A 24,842-nucleotide genomic window follows, 5' to 3' on the forward strand; every position below is an offset into this window, starting at 1 on the left:
TACTGACCCTGTTCCTTACGAAAGATGCATGCGCGACGCGGTCTTTGGTCGCGGCGGCGTAGTAGTACGAACGAAGGCCCGCTCGACACGACGGTGCCAGACGAGCCCGACGATGGCGACGAGCGTCAGAGGGACGATCTCGAACCACCAGAAGATGCGTGGGTTGCCCGCGAAGCAGGCGACGAAGATCGCCCATACCCGGACGTTCGCGGTAAGCAAGGCCATGAAGCGCAATGGCGCGACCGCACGTGCCCCGTAACTGGCACCCAGCGCGACCGGATCGCTTGCCTGGCCGAGCGTGCGCTCGAACGGCATGGCGATGCGGTCGATGCTGCTGGCGACGCCGTCATAGAAGCGGACGAGCGCGTTGCCGGTCGGCACCGGGGGCGCATCGAGCGCGATGCCCTTGAGACGGCGATGGAAGCGCGACCGCTCGCCTTCGTACATGTTCGACTGCACCGCGTGCGCACAACCGGCGGCGATCGCGAGGATCCATGCCTCGGGCGTGTCGATCGTGATCGCGAGCGAAATATAGATCAGCGCGAACACGCCGTGATCGCAAAGCCCGTCGAGCATCCGCCCCAGCGGGCTCGCAGTCTTGGTCGCGCGCGCGACCATGCCGTCGAGCCCGTCGGCGATCAGCCAGCCGACCGACAGGACGAGACCCACCAGCGCGAGCGCCCAGCTATCCCATTGCGCATAGGCAAGCGCGGCGAGGCCACCGAGGCACAGACCCGCGACCGAAACCGCGTTGGCCGAAATTCCACGCGCCAAAGCCAGCGGCAAAAGCGCACGGCCTGCCGGGTGAATCAGCCAAAGGTTAGATGGGATCTCGATCCGGCGATCGCGCGATCCATCCGGTGGAGCCACTGTCATAGGATGTTCACAATGCGCCGCGCCCGCAATTTATGCAAGGTCGCGCGACGAACCCTAGGGAACGCTTGACCGCAATTCTTCGATCCAGGCGGTTGCGATACCATCCGATGGCGCCCGCCAGTCGCCACGCGGCGACAGCGCGCCCCCCGCGGAAACCTTCGGTCCGTTGGGCATTGCCGAGCGCTTGAACTGGCTGGTCGCAAAGAACCGGACGAGGAACTTCTCCAGCCAGTGGCGGATCGTCGGCAAGTCATAGGCGATGCGCGCATCTGTGGGCAGGTCCTGCGGCCACGCGCCGAGGCCCGCATCGCGCCACGCATGCCAGGCCAGGAACGCGATCTTCGACGGGGCGAGTCCGTGGCGGATCACATAATGCGCGAAGAAATCGTTCAGCGCATAGGGACCGATCATCGACTCGGTGCTCTGCAGCGCGCCGTCGGCGCCCGCGGGCACGAGCTCGGGGGAGATTTCCTGCGCCAAGATCGTCGCCAGGATCGCGTCGGTCGCCGCATCATACTGGTCGGTGCGGATGCACCAGCGGATCAAGAATTGGATCAGCGTCTTGGGCACGCCGCTGTTCACCGCGTAATGGCTCATCTGGTCGCCGACGCCGTAGGTGCACCAGCCCAGCGCCATCTCGCTGAGGTCGCCCGTGCCGAGCACGATCCCGCGCCGCTGGTTGGCGAGGCGGAACAGATAGTCGGTGCGCAGGCCCGCCTGCACATTCTCGAACGTGATGTCGTAGACGGGATCGCCGTCGCTGAAGGGGTGGCCGATATCCTCCAGCATCCGCCGCGCGGCGGGACGGATGTCGATCTCCTCCGCGCTGATACCGAGCGCGCGCATCAGCGCCCAGGCATTGGCCTTGGTGCCTGCGCCGGTCGCGAAGCCGGGCATGGTGAAACCGAGGATCGCGCTGCGCGGGCGCCCGAGCCGGTCCATCGCCTTGGCCGCGACGATCAGCGCATGCGTCGAGTCGAGGCCGCCGGAGACGCCGATCACGATCGTCTCGGCATGCGCGGCGACGAGCCGCTTCGACAGCGCCTCTACCTGGATGTTGAACGCTTCGTAGCAATCGTCGTCGCGGCGTGCCGGATCGTTGGGCACGAACGGGAAGCGGCGGATGGCGCGCTCCAGGCCGCCGTCCGCCAGCACCGGCGTGTGATCGAACGCGATCCGTCGGAAGCGGGTCTCCGGCGTGCCGGCGAACGTGGCGGCATCGTTGAACGTGCCGAACCGCAGGCGTTCCTGCGTGATCCGTTCGCAATCGACATCGGCGACGACGAGTTCGGGTTCGGTCGCGAACCGCTTCGATTCGGCGATCTGTTCGCCGAGTTCGTGGATCAGGCCCTGGCCGTCCCACGCGACTTCGGTCGTGCTCTCGCCCGGCCCCGCGGCCGAATAGACATAGGCGCACACCGCGCGCGCCGACTGCGCCGCCGCGAGCATCGCCCGCTCGCGCGCCTTGCCGATCACGATGTTCGAGGCGGACAGGTTGCAGCAGATCAGCGCGCCCGCGAGCGCACCCGCGGTCGAGGGCGGGGTGGGGGCCCAGTAATCCTCGCAGATCTCCGCATGGAACACGAAGCCGGGCAGGTCGCGCGCGGCGAAGATCAGGTCGGTACCGAAGGGCACGTCCTTGCCGCCAAGCGCGATCGTCAGTCCGGTCAGACCCGCGCCGCTCGCGAACCAGCGCTTTTCGTAGAATTCGCGGTAGTTGGGCAGGAATGTCTTGGGGACCACGCCCAGCACCTGCCCGCGCGCGATCGCCAGCGCGCAATTGTACAGCCGTCCGTTCCGCACCAGCGCCGCGCCCACGAGCAGCACCGGGCGCAGCGTCGCGCTCGCCGCGACGACCGTCGCGATCGCGGCCAGCGTCGCGCGCTGCTGCGCCGTCTGCAGATGCAGGTCGTCGATCGCGTAGGAGGTCAGGTTTAGTTCGGGGAACACGACCAGGTCGACACCGCGCGCATCCGCCTCGCGGGCCAGCGCGATCGTCGCGTCGGCATTGGCGCCGGTATCCCCCACCGAAGCGCGCGGCGTGGCGGCGGCGACCCGGATCAGCCCATGACTATGGATCGCGTAGAATGGATGCGTCATCGCGCACCGATACAAGCGCTTGGGCAGGCGCGCTACCGACTTGCGACGACGGCTCCGCCGCCGCTCACGTCACCGCGAGGCGTTCGGCGAAGGCGGGATCGCGCCATGCCTCGCTCTCCAGCGTCTCGCGCAGGATGTCGCCGGCGCGCCAGACGTCCTCATGGCTGAGATATAGCGGCGTGAGGCCGAGGCGGAGGATGTCGGGGTCGCGGAAGTCGCCGATTACCCCGCGGGCGATCAGCGCCTGAGTCAGCGCATAGGCCTGCGGATGGCGGAAGCTGATATGGCTGCCGCGCCTGGCGGGGTCGCGGGGACTGACGCAGTCGAGGCCCAGCGCATCGCCGGCGGCGGCGAGGATGTCGAAGAGCCGGGCGCTCTTGGTGGCGACCGCGTGCTGATCGATATCGGCCCAGAGATCGAGCGCGGTTTCCAGCGCGGCGGTCGAGAGCATCGCCGGGGTGCCGGCAAGCCAGCGCTTCATGCCGGGGGCGGGGCGATAGGCATCCTCGAACGCGAACGGCGCGGCGTGGCCCATCCAGCCGGACAGTGGGCTGGCGAGCGAGTCCTGCCAGCGTTTGGCGACGTAGAGGAACGCCGGCGCGCCGGGCCCGCCGTTGAGATATTTGTAGGTGCAGCCAACCGCCAGGTCGGCGTTGGCGGCGGTCAGATCGATCGGCACCGCGCCGACGCTGTGGCTGAGATCCCAGAGCATGAGCGCGCCGGCGGCGTGCGCGCGCGCGGTCCATGCGGCCATGTCGAAGCGGTCGCTCGTCTTGTAATGGACGTGCGTCAGCAGGAGGACCGCGGTGTCGTCGTCGAGTGCGGTGGCCAGGTCTTCGCGCGCGACCACCTTCAGCCGCGCACCGGGAACGCAGCCGACCGCGCCTTCGGCGATGTGGAGGTCGGTCGGGAAATTGCCGGCTTCGCTGAGGACCGTGTGGCGCGCCGGGTTGCTGCGCAGCGCCGCGACCAGCGCCTTGAAGAGATGCGACGAGGTCGTGTCGCCGATGATGACCGAGTCGGCGGCGGCGCCGATCAGCGGCGCGATCTTGGCGCCGATCCGCTGGGGGGCGTCGATCCACCCCTCGTTCCAGCTGCGGATGAGACGGTCGCCCCATTGGCGCGTCGCGACGTCGGCGAGCGCGGCGGGCGTCGCCTTGGGCAGTGCGCCGAGCGAATTGCCGTCGAGATAGATCACGCCCTCGGGGAGCAGGAAATCGTCGCGGCGGGCGGCGAGCGGGTCGGTCGCGTCGAGCGCGCGGGCGTCTTCCAGAGTCACTGTGTTATCCCGAGTCACTGGGTCTTCCCGATGTCTGCGAGGATCAGGCGTTTTGCGGCCGCCCAGGCGGCGGTCTCGGGGGCGATCAGCTCGACATGGCCGGTGGCGGGGATGACGTGGAGCGTGGCGGTGTCGCCCGCCGCGACGGCCTTGGCGACATAGTCGGTGGCCATGGCGAAGGGGATGATCCGGTCTTCGCGGCCGTTGATCAGGTCCTGGCGCACGCCGAGCGGGAGCAGGCGGGGCACGGACGTGTCGGCATAGACGTCGGGATGCCGCGCGCCGGGCGCGCCGACCAGTTTCGCGACTACTTCGACCCCGCAGCCATTTTCGGGACTGGCCGCCGTCGCTTCCAGATCGGGCAGACCACCCAGGCTGATGGCATGATCGATGCGGAGCGGATGCGCAGAATAAAGTGGGCTGGTCGCGGGCTGTTTCGGGCGGGCGGCGAGCCAGAGCGCGAGGTGGCCGCCCGCCGAATGGCCGATCGCGGTGACCCGGGCCGTGTCGAGCTTGAACCGGCGCGCCTGCTTCGCGAGTGCGTCGGTCGCCTGTGCCGCATCCGCGAACGTGCCGGGATAGCCGCCGCCGGCGCGATCAACGCCGCGATAGTCGATGTTCCAGACCGCGACTCCGCTCCGGCGCAGATCGTCCGCGACCCAGTTCATCAGGCTGCGGTCGGCGATGCTGGTGGTCCAGCAGCCGCCATGCACCATCACGACCACCGGGAACGGACCCTTGCCCTTGGGCAGCCAGACGTCGACCTTCTGCATCTGGTCTGGGCCATAGGCGATCGTCGCGTCGGCGACGGGCTTGGGGCGGGCGGTGAGCACGGACCAGGTGAGCAGGTCGGCGGCGGCAGGGGTCGGCATCACGGCCAACGGTAGCAGCAGGGCGGCGGCGAGGAATAGGCGCATGCGCAGACGCTAGCCGACCGCCGCCGACCTGTCCCGTCCGGAGACGCCGCGCCGGAAAATTTGCCGCAAATGACGGGAGAATGGACGTAAAAGGCGCGCTGGGGGCAACCCGCGGTCCCGGGGGCCGTGGGGAAAAAGCTGCGCGCGCAGCGCGGGCACGGGGGGCGTGATGAAGATATTGGTGGTGTCGAGCCTGTACCCGAATGCCGTCCAGCGACGTCACGGGATATTTATCGAACACCGTGTCGGGCATGTCGCCGGGCCCGGCGACGAGGTGCGCGTGGTGGCGCCGATACCGTGGTTCCCGAGCCGTCACCCACGGTTCGGGCGCTATGCCGACTTTGCCAGCGCGCCGAAGATGGCGGTTCGGCGCGGGGTGCCGATCACGCATCCGCGCTATCCCGTCATTCCGAAGATCGGCATGGCGTCGGCGCCGTGGCTGATGGCGGCGGCTTTGTACCCCCGGATCGCGCGGCTTCGGCGCACGTTCGATTTCGACGTGATCGATTCCTATTATCTCTATCCCGATGGTGTCGCGTCGGGCTTGCTCGCGCGGTGGTTCGACCGGCCGTTCGTGATGAGCGCGCTGGGGTCCGACGTCAGCCAGATCGCGCAGCACCGGCTCGAGCGGGCGATGATCCTGTCGGCGATCGAGCGGGCCAGCGCGACGACCGCGGTGGCGGCCGCGTTGCGCGATGCGCTGGTCGGGCTGGGGGCGCCCGCGGACCGGACCTGCGTGGTCGAGCATGGTGTCGACCTGACCCTGTTCTCGCCGCCGCAGGACCGCGCGGCGCTGCGTGCGCGAATGGGGATCGCCGCGCCGACGATCCTGTCCGTCGGCCATCTGATCGACCGCAAGGGCCACGACTTCGCGATCCGGGCGATCGCGAGCTTGCCGGACGTGCGGCTGATGATCGCGGGCGACGGGCCGTGCGAGCCGGCACTGCGCGCGCTCGCCGCGACGCTGGGGGTATCCGGACGCGTCGATTTCCTCGGCCATGTCGATCAGCATCGCTTGCCCGCGCTGTATGCCGCGGCCGACGCGACGGCGAGCTGTTCGGACCGCGAGGGGATCGCCAACGTCCTGCTCGAATCGCTCGCCTGCGGAACGCCGCTGGTGGCGACGCCGGTATGGGGATCGCCCGAGGTGGTCCGCGTGCCCGAGGCGGGCGTGCTGACCGCGGATCGTTCCGATGCGGCGATCGCCGACGGGATCGCGCGGCTGCTGTCCAACCTGCCCGATCGCGCTGCGACGCGTACCTATGGCGAGCGCTACGACTGGCGCGAGACCGGGCGGCAGCACCGCGCGCTGCTTGCGGCGGCGGTCGCCGGGCACGCCGCGAACCAGTCAGGAGAACAAAAGGTGACGAAAGCGCGCGGGATGCTTTGATCGTTACGCGCGCGGCTGCTATCGCTGCTCCCAATGGCCAGCAGCGACTTCAAAGATCCCTTCGACAGCATCGTCGACGCCCCCTTCGATAGCGCGCTCTCCGAGCGGTATCTGGTCTATGCGTTGTCGACGATCACCGCGCGATCCTTGCCCGACGTGCGCGACGGGATGAAGCCCGTGCATCGCCGCCTGTTGTGGGCGATGCGGCTGCTGAAACTCGATCCGGCGCAGGGGTACAAGAAGTGCGCGCGCGTCGTCGGCGACGTGATCGGCAAATATCATCCGCATGGCGACCAGTCGGTGTACGACGCGATGGTGCGCTTGGCGCAGTCGTTCGCGATGCGATACCCGCTGGTCGACGGGCAGGGCAATTTCGGCAATATCGACGGCGATAATGCCGCCGCTTACCGGTACACCGAGGCACGGCTGACTCAGGTTGCGATCGACCTGATGGATGGGCTCGACGAGGACGCGGTCGCGTATCGCCCGACCTATAATGGCGAGGATCACGAGCCCGAGCTGTTCCCGGGGCTGTTCCCCAACCTGCTCGCGAACGGCGCGAGCGGGATCGCGGTCGGGATGGCGACGAGCATCCCGCCGCACAATGCCGCCGAGCTGCTCGAGGCCGCGATCGTGCTGATCGACACGCCCGACGCCGACGATGCCGCGATCCTGGCCCACGTGAAGGGCCCCGATTTCCCGACCGGTGGGCTGGTCGTCGATCCGCCCGCGGTGATCCGCGAATCCTATGCGACCGGGCGCGGCGGCTTCCGCGTGCGCGCGCGTTGGGAGACCGAGCGCGAGAAGGGCGGCGGCTGGCAGCTGATCGTCACCGAGATCCCGTACGGTGTGCAGAAGGGCAAGCTGATCGAGCAGATCGCCGAGCTGATCAACGCCAAGCGGCTGCCGATTCTCGCCGATGTCCGCGACGAATCGGATACCGAGATCCGCATCGTGCTCGAACCGCGCAGCCGCACGGTCGATCCGCAGATCCTGATGGACGGGCTGTTCCGGCTGACCGACCTCGAAACGCGCGTGAGCCTCAACCTCAACGTGCTCGACAAGGATCGCACGCCGCGCGTGATGAGCCTGCGGCAGGCGCTGGCGGCGTGGGTCGATCACCAGTTCGTCGTGTTGCGCCGGCGGACCGAGCATCGGCTGGCGAAGATCGCCGACCGCGTCGAACTGCTCGACGGCTATCTGATCGCGTATCTCAATCTCGACCGCGTGATCGAGATCATCCGCACCGAGGATGAACCCAAGAAGGTGATGATCGCCGAGTTCGCGCTGACCGATCGCCAGGCCGAGGCGATCCTCAACATGCGGCTGCGCAGCTTGCGGCGGCTCGAAGAGTTCGAGATCAAGACCGAGCGCGACAAGCTCGACAAGGAGCAGGCGACGCTCGCCGCGTTGCTGGCGGATCCGAAGAAGCAGCGCGCGCGGATGAAGCGCGACATGGCCAAGATCCGCGATCGCTATGGGCTGGAAACGGTGCTCGGCAAGCGCCGGACGACGATCGAGGAGGCCGCGCCGACGCGCGACATTCCGCTCGAGGCGATGATCGAGCGCGAGCCGATCACCGTCATCCTGTCGCAGCGCGGCTGGATCCGGGCGATGAAGGGGCACAACGACCTCGCCAGCCCGGAGGCGCTGAAGTTCAAGGAGGGCGATGGCCCGGCCTTCGCGTTCCATGCGCAGACGACCGACAAGCTGCTGCTCGCCGCGGAAAACGGGCGCTTCTACACGCTGGCGGCGGACAAGCTGCCGGGCGGGCGCGGCTTTGGCGAGCCGGTGCGCGCGATGATCGACCTCGACGGGAGCATCGGCATCGTCGCGCTGCTGCCCGCGAGCCGACATCCCAAATTGCTGGTGGTGGCGACCGACGGTCGTGGCTTCTCGGTGAGCAGCGCCGAGGTGATCGCCGAGACGCGTAAGGGCAAGACCGTGGTGACACCGCGGCCGGGCGCGCAGCTGAAGATCGTGCGGCCGATCGGGCCGAACGACGACTATGTCGCGGCGATCGGCGACAACCGGAAGATGCTCGTCTTCCCGCTCGCCGAGCTGGTCGAGATGACTCGCGGGCAGGGGCTGCAGTTGCAGCGCTACCGTGACGGCGGGCTGGCGGATGCGATCACGTTCGTCTTTGCCGACGGGCTGAGCTGGGCGATGGGCGGCGGGACGGGGCGTACAAGGACCGAAGCGGACCTGGGGCCATGGCGTGCGGCACGCGGTGCGGCAGGAAGAATGCCGCCGACCGGTTTTCCGCGCGACAATCGGTTTGGCTAACGAAATCGCGTAGCACGCTGTAAAACCGGGGAATTGGCAAAAAGTGACAGTTTACCGTCCTTTTTGGTTCCTTCAGGCCGTCTTAACTAAGACGGACTAGGCACGGGGTCATGGCAGTGATGGCCCCGGACGCTATAGAGCAAACCCTAGTTGCGACCGATCTGGCCGCACGTGCGCTCGAGCTCATCCCCATTCCCGCGGCGCATCTGGTGCTGACCGGCGGGCAGTTCGAATTGTTCGCCATGAACCGCGCCTATCGGCTGGCGGGGTTCGGTGTCGTCGCGGAGCGGTCGGCGATGATCGCCGATCTCGGCCCGCGGATCATCGCGTTCCTCGAATCGCAGCTGATCCGGTCCGATTTCGAATGGGTGTTCGGTCAGACGATCGACTGTCGCTATTACCGGGTCACGATCGCGCGCGCGTTCGCCACCTTCCATGATCGCTGCACGATCAGCTTCGTCGACCAGACGTCGCAGATCCAGACCGAGCGCAGCCTGCGCCGCGAGATGACCACCGACAGCCTGACCGGTCTGCCCAACCGCGAGGGGTTCGAGGACCTGATCGAGCAGGGCAGGGACCGCAGCAAGACGGCCGTGCTCGCGATCGATATCGACCGGTTCGGACGGTTGAATTCGTGCCTGGGCTCGCTGGCGGGCGATGAACTGCTGATCACGGTCGCGCGGCGGATCAAGGGCGCGCTGCGGACGCGCGATACGCTGGCGCGGATCGGCGGCGACCAGTTCGGGATCCTGATGACGATCGACGGCGATCGCGACGAGGCGCATGCGCTGGCCAAGCGGATCCACCGGACGCTGACGACGCCGTTCCGGCTGACCGATTACGAGATCAGCGTCGAATGCTCGGTCGGGATCGCCTATGGTGCCGACGAGGCCGACGACGTCGCCGAACTGATCCGTCATGCGCAGTTCGCGGTGAAGCGCGCCAAGGCGAGCGGCCATGCCGAGAGTTACCTGCCGCAGGATCTGGCGATCGCGCGCGCGCAGTTCAGCATGGAGACCGCGCTGCGCCGCGCGATCGAGAATCGCGAGTTGCGGCTGGCGTATCAGCCGATCTGCGACCTCGCGACCGGGCGGATCGTGTCGTTCGAGGCGCTGGCACGCTGGACCGATCCGCAGGGCAATGTCCATTGTCCGACCGATTTCATCCCCGTGGCCGAAGAATCGGGGCTGATCGTGCCGCTCGGTCGCTGGGCGATCGAGGAGGCGGCGCAGACTCTGGCGCTCTGGGATTCGCGTCACGGCGGCCCGTGCGGCGTCAAGGTCGCGGTCAATTTGTCGGCGATCCAGTTGCAGCGCGACGCCATCGCGCCGGTGCTGGGTGCGGCACTCGACTCGACCGGGCTGACCGGCGACCGGTTCACGCTGGAACTGACCGAAAGCGCGATCGTGTCCGACCCGGACCGGATCGCGGGGACGATGCACGCGCTCAAGGCGCTGGGCACGACGCTGGCGATGGACGATTTCGGCACCGGCTATTCCAACCTGGCGTATCTCCAGAAGCTGCCAATCGACATACTGAAGATCGATCGCAGCTTCGTGACGGGGATGCTCGCGGACCGCGACAAGGTGTCGATCGTCCGCGCGATCCTGAGCCTGGCGCAGGCGCTGGGCATGAAGACCACCGCCGAGGGGATCGAGACGAACGAACTCGCGCAGACTCTGGCCGCGCTCGGCTGCACCTATGGGCAGGGCTATTTCTACGCCAAGCCGCTCGAGGCGGACGCCGCGTTCGCGATGATCGGGACCGGGGTGAGCGCTTAACCGCGCATCACCCGGCGCCGCATCAGCCCAACGCGCCTGTTACCATCTCGTCCGCGATCGCGCCGACGCGGGCGGCATCGGGAAAGCCTTCGACGATCCACTGCGTTTCGACCCGGCGCAGCATGGCGGCGACGTCGGGGCCCTTGCGAAGACCGCGCTCGACCAACGCTCCCCCGGAGAAGGGGAAGGCAGGCGGCGTCCAGTCCCTGACCGCCGACACGTCTTCGCCGGCAATCAGCAGTCGGTCGATCGCGACGGTGGATCCGGCGCGATAGACGAGGGCCTTGGCGCCTTCGGTCCCGGGGCCGGCGGTGGCGGCGATCAGGCGTTTACGGTCGGTGTTGGAGAGCTTCAGCCGCGCGCCGACGGCTTCGGCGGCGGCCGGGGCGATCGTTATGGCAAGCCGGCGGATCGGGTCCGCGGCGATGCCCGCCGCGGTCTCGCGGTCGGCGAGCAGTGCGAGACGGTCTGCACCCTCCGCGTCGATCTCGGGCAGTACGGCACGGAAGATCCCGCGCTCGACCATCAGCGCGACGACCGGCACCGCATTGGCCGCGACCAGCAGCTTGAGCACTTCGCTCGCGACGCGTTCGCGCGACAACGCCATCAGGTCGTTCGCGCGCGCGGTGCAGGCGTCGAGCCCGGCCTCGTCGATCGTCGACCCGAAGCGCGCGTGGAAGCGGAAGAAGCGGAGGATGCGCAGGTGATCCTCGGCGATCCGTTGCAGCGGATCGCCGATGAAGCGCACGCGGCGCGCTGCGAGATCGTCGAGGCCACCGAAATAATCGAAGATCTCGCCCGTCGTCGGATCGGCATAGAGCGCGTTCATCGTGAAATCGCGGCGCGCGGCGTCTTCGCGCCAGTCGTCGGTATAGGCGATGATCGCATGGCGGCCATCGGTCGAGACGTCGCGGCGCAGCGTCGTCACCTCGACATGGCCGCCCGCGGTGACCGCGGTAATGGTGCCGTGCGCGAGGCCGGTCGGGACTGCCTTGATCCGCGCATCCTGCAGGCGTTCGATCACCTCCTGCGGCGGCAGGCGGGTGGCGATGTCGACATCGGCGACGTCGATCCCGAGCAGCGTGTCGCGCACCGCGCCACCGACGAAGCGCGAGTCGCCGTCCGCCGCGCCGAGTACCTTGGCCAGGGGTTCGAGACCGTCACGCAGGCGCCACGCCGCGACCGGGAGTATCAAGACCACCTCAGGCGGCGCGCGAGGTTGACGATCATCGCCGCGGTCGCGCCCCAGATCCGGCGGTCGTTCCACATGATCTCGTAATAATGCCGGTCATGGCCCTGCCATTCGAGCGTCGCCTCGACATGGTTCGCCTCGTCCAGCAGGAAGGCGAGCGGGACCTCGAAGACGCTGGCGACTTCGGCTTCGCTCGGGGTGAAGATCAGGTCGGGGGGGATGATGCCGATCACCGGCGTCACCTGGAAGCCGGTGACGGTGCGATAGCTGTCCGCCTCGCCGATCACGGTGACGTGGCCGCGCGGCAGCGCGATCTCCTCCTCGGCCTCGCGCAGCGCGGCGGTGACGACGTCCTCGCCGGGATCGATCCGCCCGCCCGGGAACGCGATCTGGCCGGGATGGCGGCTCATCGTGTCGGTGCGCTGCGTCAGGATGACGCCCGGATCGGCACGGTCGGTGACCGCGATCAGCACCGCCGCGGGGAGCAGCGTGTCGCTCGCGGCGAGATCACCGTCATGCTGGTCGCCCGTCAGCAGGATCATGTGCGCGCCGGCGCCCTTGGCGAGCGCCGCCGCCAGCCGGTCCTTCAGCATCATGCGGCGAGATCCGGTGCGGCCGGCTCGAGCGCGAAGAACGCACCGTCGCTCCAGAGCCCCGGCGGCGTCGCACCATCGGCGATCGCGCGTTCGGCGAGCTCGTAATAGACCGAGCGCACGACCAGCGCCTCCATGCCGCCGCGGACGACGAGATAGGGGCGCGGTCCGTCCGCATCCTCGACGAACCGCAGCGCATGGTCGGGGCCTGCGGTGACGAGATCGCCGGTGTTGAGGCGGAAGGCGAGCTTCGCGTCGCGGCCGCTGCCCTCGGCCTTCATCTCGACCGCGGTGAAGGGCGCATCCTCGACCGCGATATCGAGCTTTTCGACCGGGGTGACGAGTACGTGGCTGCCATCGGGTTCGCGGCGCAGGATCGTCGAGAACAGCCGGACCATCGCCGGACGTCCGATGGGCGAGCCCTGATGATACCAGGTGCCGTCGCGCGCGATCCGCATCTCGCTGTCGCCGCAATGCGTCGGATTCCATTTTTCGACGGGCGGCAGTTTCGCCTCCTCGACCAGGCGGGCGATTTCGGCGAGGCTCAACGAAGCGATATCGGGGATGGGATCCATGGGCATCGCGGCGGACTAGGCGGGCAGGGGGCTTAGGTAAAGCGGTGCCTTATACGGATGCGGTGACCGGCATCGTCTGCGCCATCCGCGGACCGAGCATGCCGGCGGTATCGGGCACCGCGTCGCCACGCGCGAGCAGGCGGTGGCGCTCGACCGGGCCGGGGGCATTCCAGGACGCGGTCCGCGCGGCCGAGAAGCCGAAGAAGCGACCATAATAATCGGGGTCGCCGATCAGCATCAGCGCATCGTCGAGACGGTTTGCCGCCGCGGCGTCGAGCACCTGCGCCACCAGGTTGCGGCCGATCCCGTCACCCTGGCGGGTGGGGGCGACGGCGACCGGGCCGACCATCACCAGCGGGGTCTCGCGCGCATCGGCGATCAGCGCGATCGGCCAGCACTGGATCGAGCCGACCAGCGTGCCGTCCTCGATCGCGGCGAAGCTGAGCGCGGCGAGCGGCGTGCCGGTGCCGCGGATCATGTACGCGGTGCGCGTGAAGCGATCCGGACCGAACGCGGCATCGAGCAGCATCTCGACCGCGGTCGGGTTGATCGTATCGAGGGGGACGAGCGTGATCACCGGCATCTCCTGCCCCGGATGCGCCGCGGGTCGACGCCGCGCGGATATTGGGGCAGCGCGCTTTAGCGGCGACGAGGCTGAACGCAAGGATAACCGGACGGGTGCGAACGGCGAAGACCCGACTTTCATCTGGCCGCGCGTCTGCTAGAGGCGCGGCGATGGAAGACAGTCTTCAACTCGAAGTCCACGATCTCGAAGTGCAGGTCCTGACCGGCATCTATTCGGAGGAGACTCATCTGCCGCAGCCGCTGCGGATCTCGCTGACCGTGGACATGGTGTGTCCGACGCGGTTCGACCCCGATACGCCGTTGTCGGCGTCGAAGAATTACCTCGACCTGAAGAACGCCGCGACCACATCGCTGCCGCAGGGCGTGCATTTCACGCTGATCGAGGGCGTGGCCGATCATATCTGCGAGACGCTGTTCCTTCAGGACGCACGCGTGCTGCGCGTGAAGGTAAAGATCGTGAAGCTGGCGATCGCCGAAGCGGACGAGGCGATCGGCGTGACGCTCGTCCGCCATCGCCGCTGACACGGTGCGACTGACGCTCGAACCGGGCGGCGACGTCGCCGCGCTGGTGCGGGGGGCGACCGGCGACTCGCGGGTCGTGGTGATTCCGGCGACGCTCGACGCGCTGGCGATGGCGCAGGCGAGGGCCGCGATCGGGCCGCTCGCGATCGAGTCGGCGCCGGCGACTCGCGTCAACGCGGTGGTTCTGGCGGAGGGGGCTCATGCCGCCGATGTGGACGCGGCCGTCGCGTTCCTCGAACAGGCACGATCGACGACGGGGCAGGTGATCGAGATCCACCAGCGACGACGCTAACCGACTTTCCCCCGGCGCAGGCCTGGCCGGGGCGTTGCTAGATCTTGCGCGCGCGTCCGCAGGGGCCGAGCGCGGCGATCACGAAGGCGTAATCCTCGCGCGCGATCGCCGCGTCGGCGGCCTCGAGCGACCCGGTGCTTCGCTCGGGCAGCATCGGCGGCAAGGCGCAGGCCATCCGGTACCAGAGCAACGTCTCGGGGGCAGGGGGCGCGGCCGACTCGTCGACGATCTCACTCAGCGCGACCGCCCAGCGTGGCTGCTCGCCGGGACGCCGCAGCACCGACAGCGACACCGGGCGCTGGTCGGCGGTCGTCAGGAAGATTTGAGTCTCGCCTTCGCCGGGCAGCGCGCCCGCGACGTGGAACGCGTTGCCGATCCCGGTGATGACGGGCGGCGCGTCGCTCGCCAGCGCGTCCTTGGCGATTTTCCGCGCGCGCGTATCCGCCGACGGCGTCCAGTCGATCTGCGCATCGGGCGCGACGAGCTGGACCTGGTTGCCCGCGCCCGCCACCGGCCGCGCGAAGAGCAGCACGCGCGCCTTCTTGAATTTGGGCACCCGACCCGCCGAATCGGGCGTGACGTCGAGCAGATACCCGATTCGCGGCGGCAGCCCGTCCGCGCCCCGGATCAATGCGGTCACATCGACTTCGACATATAGTCGGACAAGACCGGGTGCGAGATTCGGCGCCTCGGCCGGTTTGATTTTCGCGGTCGATCGTACCGTCGCATCGGCGATCACCGGGGCCGACAAAACCAGATCCGCGATGTCCGCATAGCCCGGGCCGCCGAGCGAGTCCTGCTGCGCCGCGGCACCCGAAGCGGCGCCGTTGGCGTAGGAATTCTGGGGGCGTACGGGCATTTCGCCGGCGCAGGCGGGCAGCGCGAGCAGCGCGATCGAAAGGGCCGAAGCCGTAACGTGTAACGATGAATTCATGGCTTCACGCTACGCGACCCAAGCTGAACGATACAGAAATAAATCTGTCATGCCGAGGTTGTACGTTTGTTGCGTCCGACAAAGCGTTTGCGTGTCGCATGACGTGGCGATAGGACTCGGCGACTGCCCCGTGGTTATTCCGGCCAACGGCAGACGCATGCGTCGCGTACCGAGTACGAACCATGCGTACGGAGCAGGCAGATTAAGGGAGTGTCGTTTCTGAATGGCCTATACTGACCAGAAGATGTCCGGAGGCAAAATCGTCGCGATCGTGATCGTCGCGCTGATTCATGCGGCCTTGGGCTACGCTTTCGTCACGGGCCTCGCGTTTCAGTACGTGAAAAAGGCCCAAGAAAAGATGACGACGTTCGACGTGGAGCCGCCACCGCCGCCGCCTCCGCCCGACGAGCCCCCGCCGCCGCCACCTGACCAGCCAAACCTGCCGCCGCCGCCGACCACGGTCGTCACGCCGCCGCCGGTGGTTGTCACGCCTCAGCCGGCGCCTGCCTTGCAGACGTCGAACATCATCCCGCTCAGCCAGCCGACGGCTCCGCCAGCGCCTCCCGCGCCGCCGGCTCCGCCAGCACCGGCGCCAGCGCCGAGGGTGTCGCAGGCTGCCGGTCTGAAGGGCAACCCAGGGCAGTATTTCGGCGCGGACAACTATCCGCCGTCGGCGCAGCGCGAGGGTGCACAGGGTCGCGTATCCGCGAAGCTGACGATCGGTACGGATGGTCGGGTGACCGGCTGTACGGTGACGACGGGCAGCGGCAACACGACGCTCGATGACGCGACGTGCCGCATCTCCAAGGCCAAGGTGCGTTTCACCCCGGCCAAGGACGAGAGCGGCAACCCGATCGCATCGTCGTACCAGTTGAACGTTCGGTGGGTCCTTCCAGAGGATTGATCCCACCTACCCTAACCGCACCAGATAAAATTCAGTCAGAGGACTAAACCGACCATGATCACCACCATCCTTGCAGCGGCAGGGACCGCCGCTGCCGACGCCAACCCGTACGGCCTGCAGGCAGCACTCCGCGAAGGCGGTCTGATCTCGCAGACCGTGTTCGGCATCCTCGTGCTGATGTCGGTCGTGTCGTTCTACATCCTGTTCTCGAAGCTGTTCGAGCAGCAGAAGATCATCGGCCAGGGCAAGCGCGTTCGTCAGGCCTTCTGGTCGTCGAACAGCCTGCGCGAGGGTTCGGCCAAGCTCGAGAAGAACTCGGCCTACAAGCAGATCGTCGACGACGGCCTGGCCGCTCAGGAGCAGCATTCGAAGCTGACCGACCCGGTCGAGGCGCATGACTGGCTGCACGGTTCGCTGGCGCGTTCGGAAGCCGCGATCAACTCGAAGCTGGGTGGCGGTCTCGCCTTCCTCGCGACGGTCGGTTCGGTTTCGCCGTTCATCGGTCTGTTCGGTACGGTTATCGGCATCTACCGCGCGCTCGTTAAGATCGGCGCATCGGGCCAGGCATCGATCGACAAGGTCGCAGGCCCGGTCGGTGAAGCCCTGATCATGACCGCCCTCGGTCTGGTCGTCGCGGTTCCCGCCGTTCTGTCGTACAACTGGCTGCAGCGCCGCAACAAGTCGATCGCAGAGGACCTGTCGGCCTTCTCGAACGACGTGCTCGGCTTCCTTGCTTCGAACGGCGCCGTGCGTCCGTCGATCGCATCGGGCGCCAAGCCGGTTCCGGCCAAGCCTGTCTCGACGACCACGACTGCCGGCCAGACCGGTGGCGTGCCGCGCGCCAACTAAGACGCGAAAGGCGGGGCTGCTGTTCGCAGCGGCCCCGCTTCATTGCCGCCGGCGGTTCCGGTGGCGATTATATGGATAGGATAGTTCGCACATGGCGATGAGTGTTGGTGGCGATTCCACCGAGAGTTCGATATCGGACATCAATACGACGCCGCTGGTCGACGTCATGCTCGTGCTCCTGATCATCTTTCTGGTGACCACGACCGTCGCGGTCCAGGCCGTGCAGCTGAAGCTCCCGGAGGTTCGCTTCGATCCGACGATGACGAAGCCCGAGAACGTCTCGTTGTCGGTGACGACCAAGCCCGACGGCAGCTGCGCCGTCTATTGGGGCATGTCGCCCGTCACCTCGACCGAGCTGCTCGATCGCGCCGTGGTCAAGCTGAAGGCCGAGATCGATCGTCAGGGTGGTCCAAGCGCCGCTGGTCTGGAATTGCCCGAGGCGCATATTCGCGGCGACGTGAACACGCCGTACAAGTGCATCGGCGGCACGATCTATACGATGCAGCGCGCCGGCTTTGCCCGCGTCGGCTTCATCTCCGAGCCGCCTCCCGGCGGCACCACCGAACGCTGATGCCGGACACTGATGGACGCTCGGACGTATTTAGGAGTAGCATAGAATGGCAATGAGCGGCGGCAAAGAAGATGGCGCGCCGATGATGGAAATGAACATGACGCCGTTGATCGACGTCCTGCTCGTTCTCCTCATCATGTTCATCATCACGATCCCGATCCAGACTCATGCGGTCAAGGTCGACCTTCCGGTCAACAGCCCGAACCCGCCGCAGAACCCGGTCAATCCCGAGAAGAACAAGATCTCGATCGATCCGGCGGGTGTCGTGGCATGGAACGGTTCGCCCGTCGACGAGGTCACGCTGCGCCAGTATCTGGATCAGTCTGCCGGCATGACGCCTGAGCCGGAACTCCACTTCCAGCCTGACCCGCAGGCACGGTACGAAGTGGTCGATCGCACGCTGGCCGTGATCAAGCGGTCCGCGATCACCAAGCTCGGCTTCATCGGCAACGAGCAGTATCGCAACGACTTCTAAGTCGCCTGCCTACAGTTTCGTACGTCCAAAGGGCGGTCCTCCGGGGCCGCCCTTTTTCGTTGTGCGCGGTCGCTAGTCGCCTGCGGATCGTCGGGGCGTTCGAGGGGGCGCTGCGCGCTTCGACGAAAAGTGGGTCTGCGCGATCGGAATTGATCAGTGTTCTTGTGCGTCAGTCATGGAAGTGACACACCGTTGTCACAAAAATGAAACCTTCGGATCATCGGAGGGCAGAGGAGATGAGAGATGCGCAAGACCGTCCTGTTCGTTCTCGCAACCCTGGGCGCTGCAACGCCCGCGCTGGCGGCACCGTCGGCGACCGTGGATCGTACCGGCTACAGGGCGATCGCGGCGGGGGACCTCGCGACCGCGGAACAGCGCATCGTTGCCGAGCGGCGGATCTTCCCGCAGCGCCCCGAGCTGATGCTCAACCTGGCGTCGGTCTATGCGCGGACTGGCCGCGACTCGGAGGCGCGGGCGCTGTACGCCGCAGTGCTGGCACGGCCGTCGGTGGCGCTGGACCTGCCATCGGGCGCCGTCGCATCGTCGCACGACTTGGCGAACCTCGCGCTGCGTCGGCAGGCTCAGCAGATCGCGACTCGCTGAGCGGCTGCTTTGCGTCGGTGATCTCGTGGTGACGCTTTTTGATGTGTTGCGGGCGCCGCGGGGCATCTCGAGCCTTTGAAGCAATCTTGAGGCTAGCGGCTCGCTACACGGACGTTGCTGTCCTTGATCGCCGACCGTCAGGCTTGACCTTGCGCGACGCGTTGAGGGGGTGCTGTTGGCGGCGGGACGATCGTGGTCGTCCCGTTTCCGCCCCCTCCGTCAGGCTTCGCCTGCCACCTCCCCCTGGCGGGGGAGGATGAGATGGTCGCGGTTGGGGGGTATTGGGGACTGATCGTGCGTCCGTATCTCTCCCGGGAGGGGAGTCGCTGCTGAAGGCGAGGGATGATCCGTCCTCAATGGCGACTCGCTGGCGGTTCTCATTGGACCGTACATCAGCGATAGCTCGCGAAGTTTTCCGATCCCAACGTAGCCATTCTGCGCCGTGACGGCCACGCTGACGCCGTTCCCGCTATGGTCGGTCGAACCGACATGCTTTGCCGCCGGCGAGATGTTGGTCGCGGCCTTACAGCCGCGGCAAGGTCACCCCGCGCTGTCCCATGTATTTACCGGCGCGGTCGGCATAGCTGACCTCGCACGGCTCGTTCCCCTTGAGGAACAGGAACTGGCACGCGCCCTCATTGGCATAGATTTTGGCCGGCAGCGGCGTGGTGTTGGAGAATTCCAGTGTCACATGCCCCTCCCATTCGGGCTCCAGCGGCGTCACGTTGACGATGATCCCGCAGCGTGCATAGGTCGACTTGCCGAGGCAGATCACGAGCACGTCGCGCGGCACACGGAAATATTCGACAGTGCGCGCGAGGGCGAAGCTGTTGGGCGGGATGATGCACACGTCGGTCTTGCGATCGACGAAGCTGTTCGCCGCGAAGTCCTTCGGATCGACGATCGCGCTGTCGACGTTGGTGAAGATCTTGAACTCGTCGGCGACGCGCGCGTCATAGCCATAGGACGACAGCCCGTAGGAGATGCAGCCATCGCGGCGCTGCGCCTCGTGAAACGGTTCGATCATCGCATCGCCGAGCGCGCGCTCGCGAATCCAGCGGTCGGACATGACGGACATGGTAGCTCCTCTTCGGCGAGCGCTTTCGCGCGGATGATCCGCCGCGGCAAGGGGATCCAGGGCCCCCGGTGCATCGCGCGCAAAAATGGCGTTGCCGGAAAAGTCCGCTATTGTCATGGGGGCTTCATGGAGATGTCATGAACTCGTCGCAGCACGTCGAAGCGCCTGTCGCTCCGTGGCGCCATATCCCGAAGGCTGCCCTGAGCGTCACAAGCGATTGCGCGAGTCGGACACTCCGCCGGCGTTCGCGCCGCCTGATCGCGATCGCGGGATCGCTGACGCTACCCGTCGCGCCGGCATCGGCGCAGACGGTACAGGACCTGCAACGCCAGATCGACGAACTCAAAGCGACGATCGCCGAGCTCAAGGCCGCGCAGGCGGTCCCGACCGGGCGTGCCAGTCGCGAGGCGGCGCCGGCCGTCCCGGCGACCGCGGCACCAACCGAAATGGCTCGCCGCGTGGAACCATCGACCACCGCACCACCGGCGCAGCCTGCCCCGGCACAGCAGCTGGCCGCGGCGCCGACCAAGCCCAAACCGGCCTGGTATGATCGCATCACGCTGCGCGGCTATACGCAGTTACGCTTCAACGAGATCCTGTCGGGCGATCGCACCGCGCCCGAGGGCCGCTCGCGGCTGCGGTCGGTGCATGACGGGGCGATCGGCGACAACAACAACTTCTCGCTCCGCCGCGTCCGCGTCGTGCTGCAAGGGGACCTGAGCGACCGCGTGTCCTTCTATCTGCAGCCCGATTTCGCGGTGAACGTCAGCAACCAGTCGGTCGGCGAACGCCGCGAGGGCTTTGCACAGCTCCGCGATGCCTATGTCGATACGTTCCTCGATGCGGATCGCTCGCTACGGCTGCGCTTCGGCCAGTCGAAGGTGCCGTTTGGCTGGGAGAACATGCAGTCCTCGTCGAACCGGCTGACGCTCGACCGCAGCGACGGGATCAACAGCGCGGTGCCGGGCGAGCGCGACCTCGGCATCGTCGCCTACTACACGCCGCCGCGGGTGCAGCGGGTCTGGGACCGGCTCGAGGAGGACGGGCAGAAGCTGTTCGGCAATTACGGCGCGTTCGGGGTCGGCGTCTATAACGGGCAGGGCATCAGCCGGACCGAGAATAACGACGGGGTGGCGACCGTCGCGATGGCGACATGGCCGTTCGCGCTGGACGGTTTGGGCTCCGCGTTTGCAGGCCAGGTGCTCGAGGCGGGCGGGGCGGCGATCCGCAACCGCGTGCAGGTCGAGCAGCGTAGCGGTGGTGTGAGCAGCGCAGCGTTCGCCGACGAGCGGTTGGGCATCCATGCGATCCTCTATCCGCAGCCAATCGGCTTCCAGGCGGAGTGGAACTGGGGGCGGGGCCCCGAATATGACCGCGCGTCGCAGTCGATCCGGACGAAGCCGCTGAACGGGGGCTATGTCCAGACGATGGGCCGGGTGAAGGCGTCGCCGCTGGGGCCGTTCATGCCCTATGCGCGCTGGCAATATTATCGCGGCGGGTGGAAGGCGCTGCCCAACGCGCCCCGGCTGGAAACCGACGAGCTCGAGCTCGGGATCGAATTCCAGCCAACCCCGCCGATCGAACTGACGATCGCCTATTCGCGGATGACGCGGCGCGAAGCAGACGAGCGACGCGAGGGCCGGGCCGACGGCAACCTCATCCGCACGCAGCTACAGTGGAATTATTGAGCGGGATGGCTCAGCGGATCCCCAGATCGGCAGGGCCGAACGCATCGGGGAGCAGCTCCGACACGGTATAGGTGCGGATCGCGTCGCCCTCTGCCGCGGCGCAATGGACGGGGAGGTTGCGGCCGCCCATCTGCGCGGCTTCGTTGATGACCTGGCGGCAGCGGCCGCAGGGGCTGACGGGCGAGGTGCCCGTCGCGCGACCCTCGGCGTCCATCGCGCCGCCGATCACGCCGATCGCGACGATATCGCGGAGGCGGCCCGCGGCGCTCGCGGTGGCGATCGCTACCGTCTCGGCGCAGAGCGACAGGCCGTAGCTGGCGTTCTCGAAGTTGGCGCCGGTGATCACCGTGCCGTCGTCGAGCATTACAGCCGCGCCGACCGCGAACCGCGAATAAGGCGCGTGCGCGTTGCGCGAAGCGTCTCGGGCTGCGGCGACGAGCCGTGTTGCGTGTTCAGTCATGATGCCACCACGTCCCAATTTACTGGTCCTTCGATCCCGTCGATGCGGCGGAAATCGCTCGCGCGCCACATCCGCCACGGCCGCGCGGTGTAGTCGGGTTTGAGCACATTCTCCACCGCCCATAGCGGCCGCGGCACCGCACCCGACAGGCTGTATTGCGTGTCGACCGCCTTGCTGATCCGCAGCATCACGGGTTGCCGGGTATGCGTCTCGACCATCGTCACGAACTGCGCGACGTCGGCGATCAGCGTGGCGCGATTCGGGCGCGCGGTGCAGTCGTCATGGAAGGCGATGTCGACGGCGGTCGGCAACGCATCCGCGGTGCGCGGCACGAAGGTGTTGAACGCATTGGCCTGCTCGTCCGCACGCTGGCACAGCGAATAGACATGCACCGCGCCGCGCCGGAGACCTGCGTCGGGGAGGGCCGCCCAGTTCGCCTCGAACCCCGGATCGCGCCGATCGGTGCCCGACGTCGCGACGAGATAGGCGAAGTCGGCACCGCGCGCGCGCACCGTGCCCCATTCGACGGGGCCGGGATTTTCGGCGAGGTCGATGCCCTGCAACGGATACTGTTTCACATCGGGGTGCCAGCCTGTGGCGGCGGTCCAGCCGCAGATGCCGACAAAGCCGGTCGCGGCCAGCGCGGCCGCGAATTTCAAAAGTCCGTAAGCCATGGGTCTTCTAATTGCGGATGTGGAGGACGCAGATCAGCGTGAACAGTCGTCGCGCGGTGTCGAAATCGACCTCGATCTTGCCATCGAGGCGTTCCTTCAACAGCTCTGCGGCTTCGTTGTGGATGCCGCGGCGCGCCATGTCCACCGTCTCGATCTGCGCCGGGGTCGATTGCCGGATCGCCTGGTAATAGCTGTCGCAGATCGCGAAATAATCGCGGATCGGCCGGCGGAACCGCCCGAGCGCGAGCACCAGCGTCTCGAGATGCGTATCGTCCTCGCGGTGGATGTGGATGCCGAGGCGCCCTTCCTCCGACTGGAGCTTGATCTTGAAGGGGCCGGCATAGCCGTCGGGATAGGCACGCTGCGGCGCGAAGTGATTTCCCTCGATCAGGTCGAAGATCGCGATCCGGCGTTCCTGTTCGACGTCGGGCGAACGCCAGCCGAGACTGGTCTCGTCGAGCTCAACATCGATGATCCGCGGGTCGGCCATCCGGGTTCGATAGCGGGGCGCGTTCGGCCTGTCACTTATCCCCAGCATTCCGGCGCGAGCAGCTTGGACGAGGACCCGTCCATCGCGTAGGTGCGGGGGATGGCAACTCTCGCATTCCCCGTTCCCGCTGTGGCCGAGCCGCAGCAGCTTCCCCGCAACGTCGAAGCCGAGGCCGCGATGCTCGGCGCGATGATGATCGACAACCGGCTCGCCGACGATCTGGTCGACAAGCTCGAGCCCGGGCATTTCTTCGAACCCGTCCACGGACGGATCTTCGCGGCGATCAAGACGCTGCGCGGCAACGACATGCTGGTGACCCCGGTCACGCTGCGGCCGATGTTCGACGCGGACGAGGGGATGCGCGAGCTTGGCGGGCCAGCGTATCTGGCCGGGCTGACGGGGAGCGGCGCCGGCCTGATCGGTGCGCGCCAGTTCGCGCAGCAGATTTATGATCTCGCGATGTTGCGCGCGCTCGTTTCGGTCGGGCGTACGCTCGTCGATCGGGCGATGGACACCTCCGAAGAGGTCAATCCGCGCGCGCAGATCGAGCTGGCCGAGGAGGAGCTGTTCAAGGTCGCGGCGGATGGCGGCTCGGAGAATTCGGTGAAGTCGTTCGCGCAGGCGACGACCGCGGCGGTCAAGATGGCCGAGCGTGCACTGAACTCGGGCGGCAACCTTTCGGGCGTTACGACCGGCATCGATTCGATCAACGCGAAGATCGGCGGCATGCATCACAGCGATCTCATGATCCTCGCCGGCCGTCCGGGTATGGGCAAGACGTCGCTCGCGACCAACATCGCGTTCAACGCGGCGCGGCGCTGGATGCGCGACATGGCCGACGGGATCGCGCCCAAGGACTCGGTCGGCGCGAAGGTCGCATTCTTCTCGCTGGAGATGTCCGCGGATCAGCTGGCGACGCGTATTCTCGCCGAGCAGTCGCAGATTTCGTCCGAATCGCTCCGCATGGGCAAGATCAGCCGCACCGAGTTCGCGCAGCTCGCGGCGGCGGCGGCCGAGCTTGAGAACCTGCCGCTGTTCATCGACGATACCGGCGGTCTGTCGATCGGCGCGCTGCACACGCGCGTCCGCCGGTTGCAGCGTCGCCATAACAACGAGATCGGGCTGGTGGTGGTCGACTATCTCCAGCTGCTGTCGGGGTCGGGCAAGAGCAAGGACGGCAACCGAGTCCAGGAAATCTCGGAGATTTCTCGTGGGCTGAAGACGCTCGCGAAGGATCTGAACGTGCCGGTGCTGGCGCTGTCGCAGCTGAGCCGCGCGGTGGAATCGCGCGAGGACAAGACGCCGATGCTGTCGGATCTTCGTGAGTCGGGGTCGATCGAGCAGGACGCCGACATGGTCTGGTTCGTGTACCGCGAGGATTATTACGTCGCGTCGAAGGAGCCCAAGCGTCCGGCGGAAGGCGACAGCGCGAAGATCTTCGAGGATCACGCGTCATGGGCGGCGGAGATGGAGCGGGTGTACGGTCTGGCCGAGCTGATCATCGCGAAACAGCGTCACGGTGCGACGGGCAAGGTGCGGATGAAGTTCGATCCGACGATCACGAAGTTCTCGGATCTGGCCGAGTATTGAGGCTCTTATGTCCCTCTCCCTTCCGGGGAGAGGGAAGGGGCCCGCGGCCTCTTGGCCGTGGGAAGGGAGAGGGGTGTGGGGCTCGGGACGTCGCCTCCCAACGCCCCTCACCCTTCCGTCGCCTACGGCTCCTCCCTC

Annotated in this window: 25 protein-coding genes; 12 read left to right on the plus strand and 13 right to left on the minus strand. The window is 67.2% G+C overall.

Going from position 1 to position 24,842, the window contains the following annotated elements; genetic code table 11:
* Positions 1 to 15: 15 nt before the first annotated feature.
* From C8J26_RS05130 to C8J26_RS05145, 4 genes are all read right to left on the minus strand, one after another.
* Positions 16 to 774: a CDP-alcohol phosphatidyltransferase family protein gene (locus tag C8J26_RS05130; RefSeq protein WP_244185159.1), complete on the minus strand. Its 759-nt coding sequence runs from the start codon at positions 772 to 774 to the stop codon at positions 16 to 18.
* Between the two features lie 156 nt (positions 775 to 930).
* Positions 931 to 2,976, minus strand: a complete 2,046-nt coding sequence (locus C8J26_RS05135) for an NAD(+) synthase (RefSeq protein ID WP_107956930.1) — start codon at positions 2,974 to 2,976, stop codon at positions 931 to 933.
* A 64-nt stretch (positions 2,977 to 3,040) separates the two neighbouring features.
* Positions 3,041 to 4,255: a kynureninase gene (kynU, locus tag C8J26_RS05140; RefSeq protein WP_107956931.1), complete on the minus strand. Its 1,215-nt coding sequence runs from the start codon at positions 4,253 to 4,255 to the stop codon at positions 3,041 to 3,043.
* Positions 4,256 to 4,269: 14 nt separating this feature from the next.
* Positions 4,270 to 5,172: an alpha/beta hydrolase family protein gene (locus C8J26_RS05145; protein ID WP_208631318.1), complete on the minus strand. Its 903-nt coding sequence runs from the start codon at positions 5,170 to 5,172 to the stop codon at positions 4,270 to 4,272.
* 169 nt (positions 5,173 to 5,341) lie between these two features.
* On the opposite strand from C8J26_RS05145, the gene C8J26_RS05150 reads away from it, so the two are divergent.
* The 3 genes from C8J26_RS05150 (at position 5,342) to C8J26_RS05160 (ending at position 10,629) form a co-directional block, all read left to right on the plus strand.
* On the plus strand, positions 5,342 to 6,562 hold the full coding sequence (locus C8J26_RS05150) for a glycosyltransferase (protein ID WP_107956933.1): 1,221 nt from the start codon (positions 5,342 to 5,344) through the stop codon (positions 6,560 to 6,562).
* Between the two features lie 33 nt (positions 6,563 to 6,595).
* Positions 6,596 to 8,848: a DNA topoisomerase IV subunit A gene (parC, locus tag C8J26_RS05155; protein ID WP_107956934.1), complete on the plus strand. Its 2,253-nt coding sequence runs from the start codon at positions 6,596 to 6,598 to the stop codon at positions 8,846 to 8,848.
* A gap of 110 nt (positions 8,849 to 8,958) precedes the next feature.
* On the plus strand, positions 8,959 to 10,629 hold the full coding sequence (locus tag C8J26_RS05160) for a putative bifunctional diguanylate cyclase/phosphodiesterase (protein WP_107956935.1): 1,671 nt from the start codon (positions 8,959 to 8,961) through the stop codon (positions 10,627 to 10,629).
* Positions 10,630 to 10,651: 22 nt separating this feature from the next.
* Here C8J26_RS05160 and C8J26_RS05165 read toward each other — a convergent pair whose 3' ends face one another.
* From C8J26_RS05165 to C8J26_RS05180, 4 genes are read right to left on the minus strand one after another with little or no spacing between them, the layout of a single operon-like run.
* Positions 10,652 to 11,830 carry a CCA tRNA nucleotidyltransferase gene (locus C8J26_RS05165; protein ID WP_107956936.1) on the minus strand — a complete coding sequence of 393 codons (1,179 nt, stop codon included), beginning with the start codon at positions 11,828 to 11,830 and terminating at the stop codon, positions 10,652 to 10,654.
* Positions 11,821 to 12,417 (minus strand): CoA pyrophosphatase, encoded by a 597-nt coding sequence (locus tag C8J26_RS05170; RefSeq protein WP_107956937.1) that lies wholly within the window; start codon positions 12,415 to 12,417, stop codon positions 11,821 to 11,823. Before C8J26_RS05170 ends, C8J26_RS05165 begins: the two co-directional genes overlap by 10 nt.
* A complete protein-coding gene (locus C8J26_RS05175) occupies positions 12,414 to 12,995 on the minus strand; it encodes a DUF1285 domain-containing protein (RefSeq protein ID WP_107956938.1) in 582 nt (193 codons plus the stop codon). The genes C8J26_RS05170 and C8J26_RS05175 overlap by 4 nt, the downstream gene beginning before the upstream one ends.
* A gap of 43 nt (positions 12,996 to 13,038) precedes the next feature.
* Positions 13,039 to 13,566, minus strand: a complete 528-nt coding sequence (locus C8J26_RS05180; RefSeq protein ID WP_107957088.1) for a GNAT family N-acetyltransferase — start codon at positions 13,564 to 13,566, stop codon at positions 13,039 to 13,041.
* 158 nt (positions 13,567 to 13,724) lie between these two features.
* Between C8J26_RS05180 and C8J26_RS05185 the strand changes: the two genes are divergently transcribed.
* A complete protein-coding gene (locus C8J26_RS05185; RefSeq protein WP_056411477.1) occupies positions 13,725 to 14,096 on the plus strand; it encodes a dihydroneopterin aldolase in 372 nt (123 codons plus the stop codon).
* A 4-nt stretch (positions 14,097 to 14,100) separates the two neighbouring features.
* A complete protein-coding gene (locus C8J26_RS05190; RefSeq protein WP_056411476.1) occupies positions 14,101 to 14,388 on the plus strand; it encodes a Rossmann fold domain-containing protein in 288 nt (95 codons plus the stop codon).
* Positions 14,389 to 14,425: 37 nt separating this feature from the next.
* On the opposite strand, the gene C8J26_RS05195 is transcribed toward C8J26_RS05190, so the two are convergent.
* Positions 14,426 to 15,322, minus strand: a complete 897-nt coding sequence (locus C8J26_RS05195) for a hypothetical protein (RefSeq protein ID WP_208631319.1) — start codon at positions 15,320 to 15,322, stop codon at positions 14,426 to 14,428.
* Positions 15,323 to 15,545: 223 nt separating this feature from the next.
* Here C8J26_RS05195 and C8J26_RS05200 point away from each other — a divergent pair, with 223 nt between their 5' ends.
* The 5 genes from C8J26_RS05200 to C8J26_RS05220 all read left to right on the plus strand — a co-directional run bounded on the left by C8J26_RS05200 (position 15,546) and on the right by C8J26_RS05220 (position 18,724).
* The gene (locus C8J26_RS05200; RefSeq protein ID WP_056411474.1) at positions 15,546 to 16,226 is read left to right on the plus strand and encodes an energy transducer TonB; all 681 of its coding nucleotides are present in this window, start codon (positions 15,546 to 15,548) and stop codon (positions 16,224 to 16,226) included.
* 54 nt (positions 16,227 to 16,280) lie between these two features.
* Complete coding sequence (locus C8J26_RS05205; RefSeq protein ID WP_056411472.1) at positions 16,281 to 17,075, plus strand: MotA/TolQ/ExbB proton channel family protein; 795 nt, start codon at positions 16,281 to 16,283, stop codon at positions 17,073 to 17,075.
* Between the two features lie 91 nt (positions 17,076 to 17,166).
* The gene (locus C8J26_RS05210) at positions 17,167 to 17,646 is read left to right on the plus strand and encodes an ExbD/TolR family protein (protein WP_107956939.1); all 480 of its coding nucleotides are present in this window, start codon (positions 17,167 to 17,169) and stop codon (positions 17,644 to 17,646) included.
* Positions 17,647 to 17,692: 46 nt separating this feature from the next.
* The gene (locus C8J26_RS05215) at positions 17,693 to 18,121 is read left to right on the plus strand and encodes an ExbD/TolR family protein (RefSeq protein WP_107956940.1); all 429 of its coding nucleotides are present in this window, start codon (positions 17,693 to 17,695) and stop codon (positions 18,119 to 18,121) included.
* A gap of 243 nt (positions 18,122 to 18,364) precedes the next feature.
* Entirely contained in the window at positions 18,365 to 18,724 is a 360-nt protein-coding gene (locus tag C8J26_RS05220; RefSeq protein WP_107956941.1) for a tetratricopeptide repeat protein, read from the plus strand.
* Between the two features lie 523 nt (positions 18,725 to 19,247).
* Here the strand turns inward: C8J26_RS05220 and dcd are convergent.
* Positions 19,248 to 19,802, minus strand: a complete 555-nt coding sequence (dcd, locus tag C8J26_RS05225; protein ID WP_055878967.1) for a dCTP deaminase — start codon at positions 19,800 to 19,802, stop codon at positions 19,248 to 19,250.
* A gap of 137 nt (positions 19,803 to 19,939) precedes the next feature.
* On the opposite strand from dcd, the gene C8J26_RS05230 reads away from it, so the two are divergent.
* Complete coding sequence (locus tag C8J26_RS05230; protein WP_107956942.1) at positions 19,940 to 21,490, plus strand: porin; 1,551 nt, start codon at positions 19,940 to 19,942, stop codon at positions 21,488 to 21,490.
* 10 nt (positions 21,491 to 21,500) lie between these two features.
* Here the strand turns inward: C8J26_RS05230 and C8J26_RS05235 are convergent, their stop codons facing one another.
* Genes C8J26_RS05235 through C8J26_RS05245 form a run of 3 tightly spaced genes read right to left on the minus strand, consistent with a single transcriptional unit; the run spans position 21,501 to position 23,114 of the window.
* The gene (locus C8J26_RS05235) at positions 21,501 to 21,950 is read right to left on the minus strand and encodes a cytidine deaminase (protein ID WP_107956943.1); all 450 of its coding nucleotides are present in this window, start codon (positions 21,948 to 21,950) and stop codon (positions 21,501 to 21,503) included.
* Entirely contained in the window at positions 21,947 to 22,624 is a 678-nt protein-coding gene (locus tag C8J26_RS05240; RefSeq protein ID WP_107956944.1) for a glycoside hydrolase family 25 protein, read from the minus strand. Before C8J26_RS05240 ends, C8J26_RS05235 begins: the two co-directional genes overlap by 4 nt.
* A 7-nt stretch (positions 22,625 to 22,631) precedes the next feature.
* Positions 22,632 to 23,114: a UPF0262 family protein gene (locus tag C8J26_RS05245; protein WP_056411460.1), complete on the minus strand. Its 483-nt coding sequence runs from the start codon at positions 23,112 to 23,114 to the stop codon at positions 22,632 to 22,634.
* A 99-nt stretch (positions 23,115 to 23,213) separates the two neighbouring features.
* Here C8J26_RS05245 and C8J26_RS05250 point away from each other — a divergent pair, with 99 nt between their 5' ends.
* Positions 23,214 to 24,704 carry a replicative DNA helicase gene (locus tag C8J26_RS05250; protein WP_056411458.1) on the plus strand — a complete coding sequence of 497 codons (1,491 nt, stop codon included), beginning with the start codon at positions 23,214 to 23,216 and terminating at the stop codon, positions 24,702 to 24,704.
* The last annotated feature ends 138 nt before the right edge of the window (positions 24,705 to 24,842 follow it).

The organism is Sphingomonas aurantiaca (assembly GCF_003050705.1).
Classification (GTDB): domain Bacteria; phylum Pseudomonadota; class Alphaproteobacteria; order Sphingomonadales; family Sphingomonadaceae; genus Sphingomonas; species Sphingomonas aurantiaca.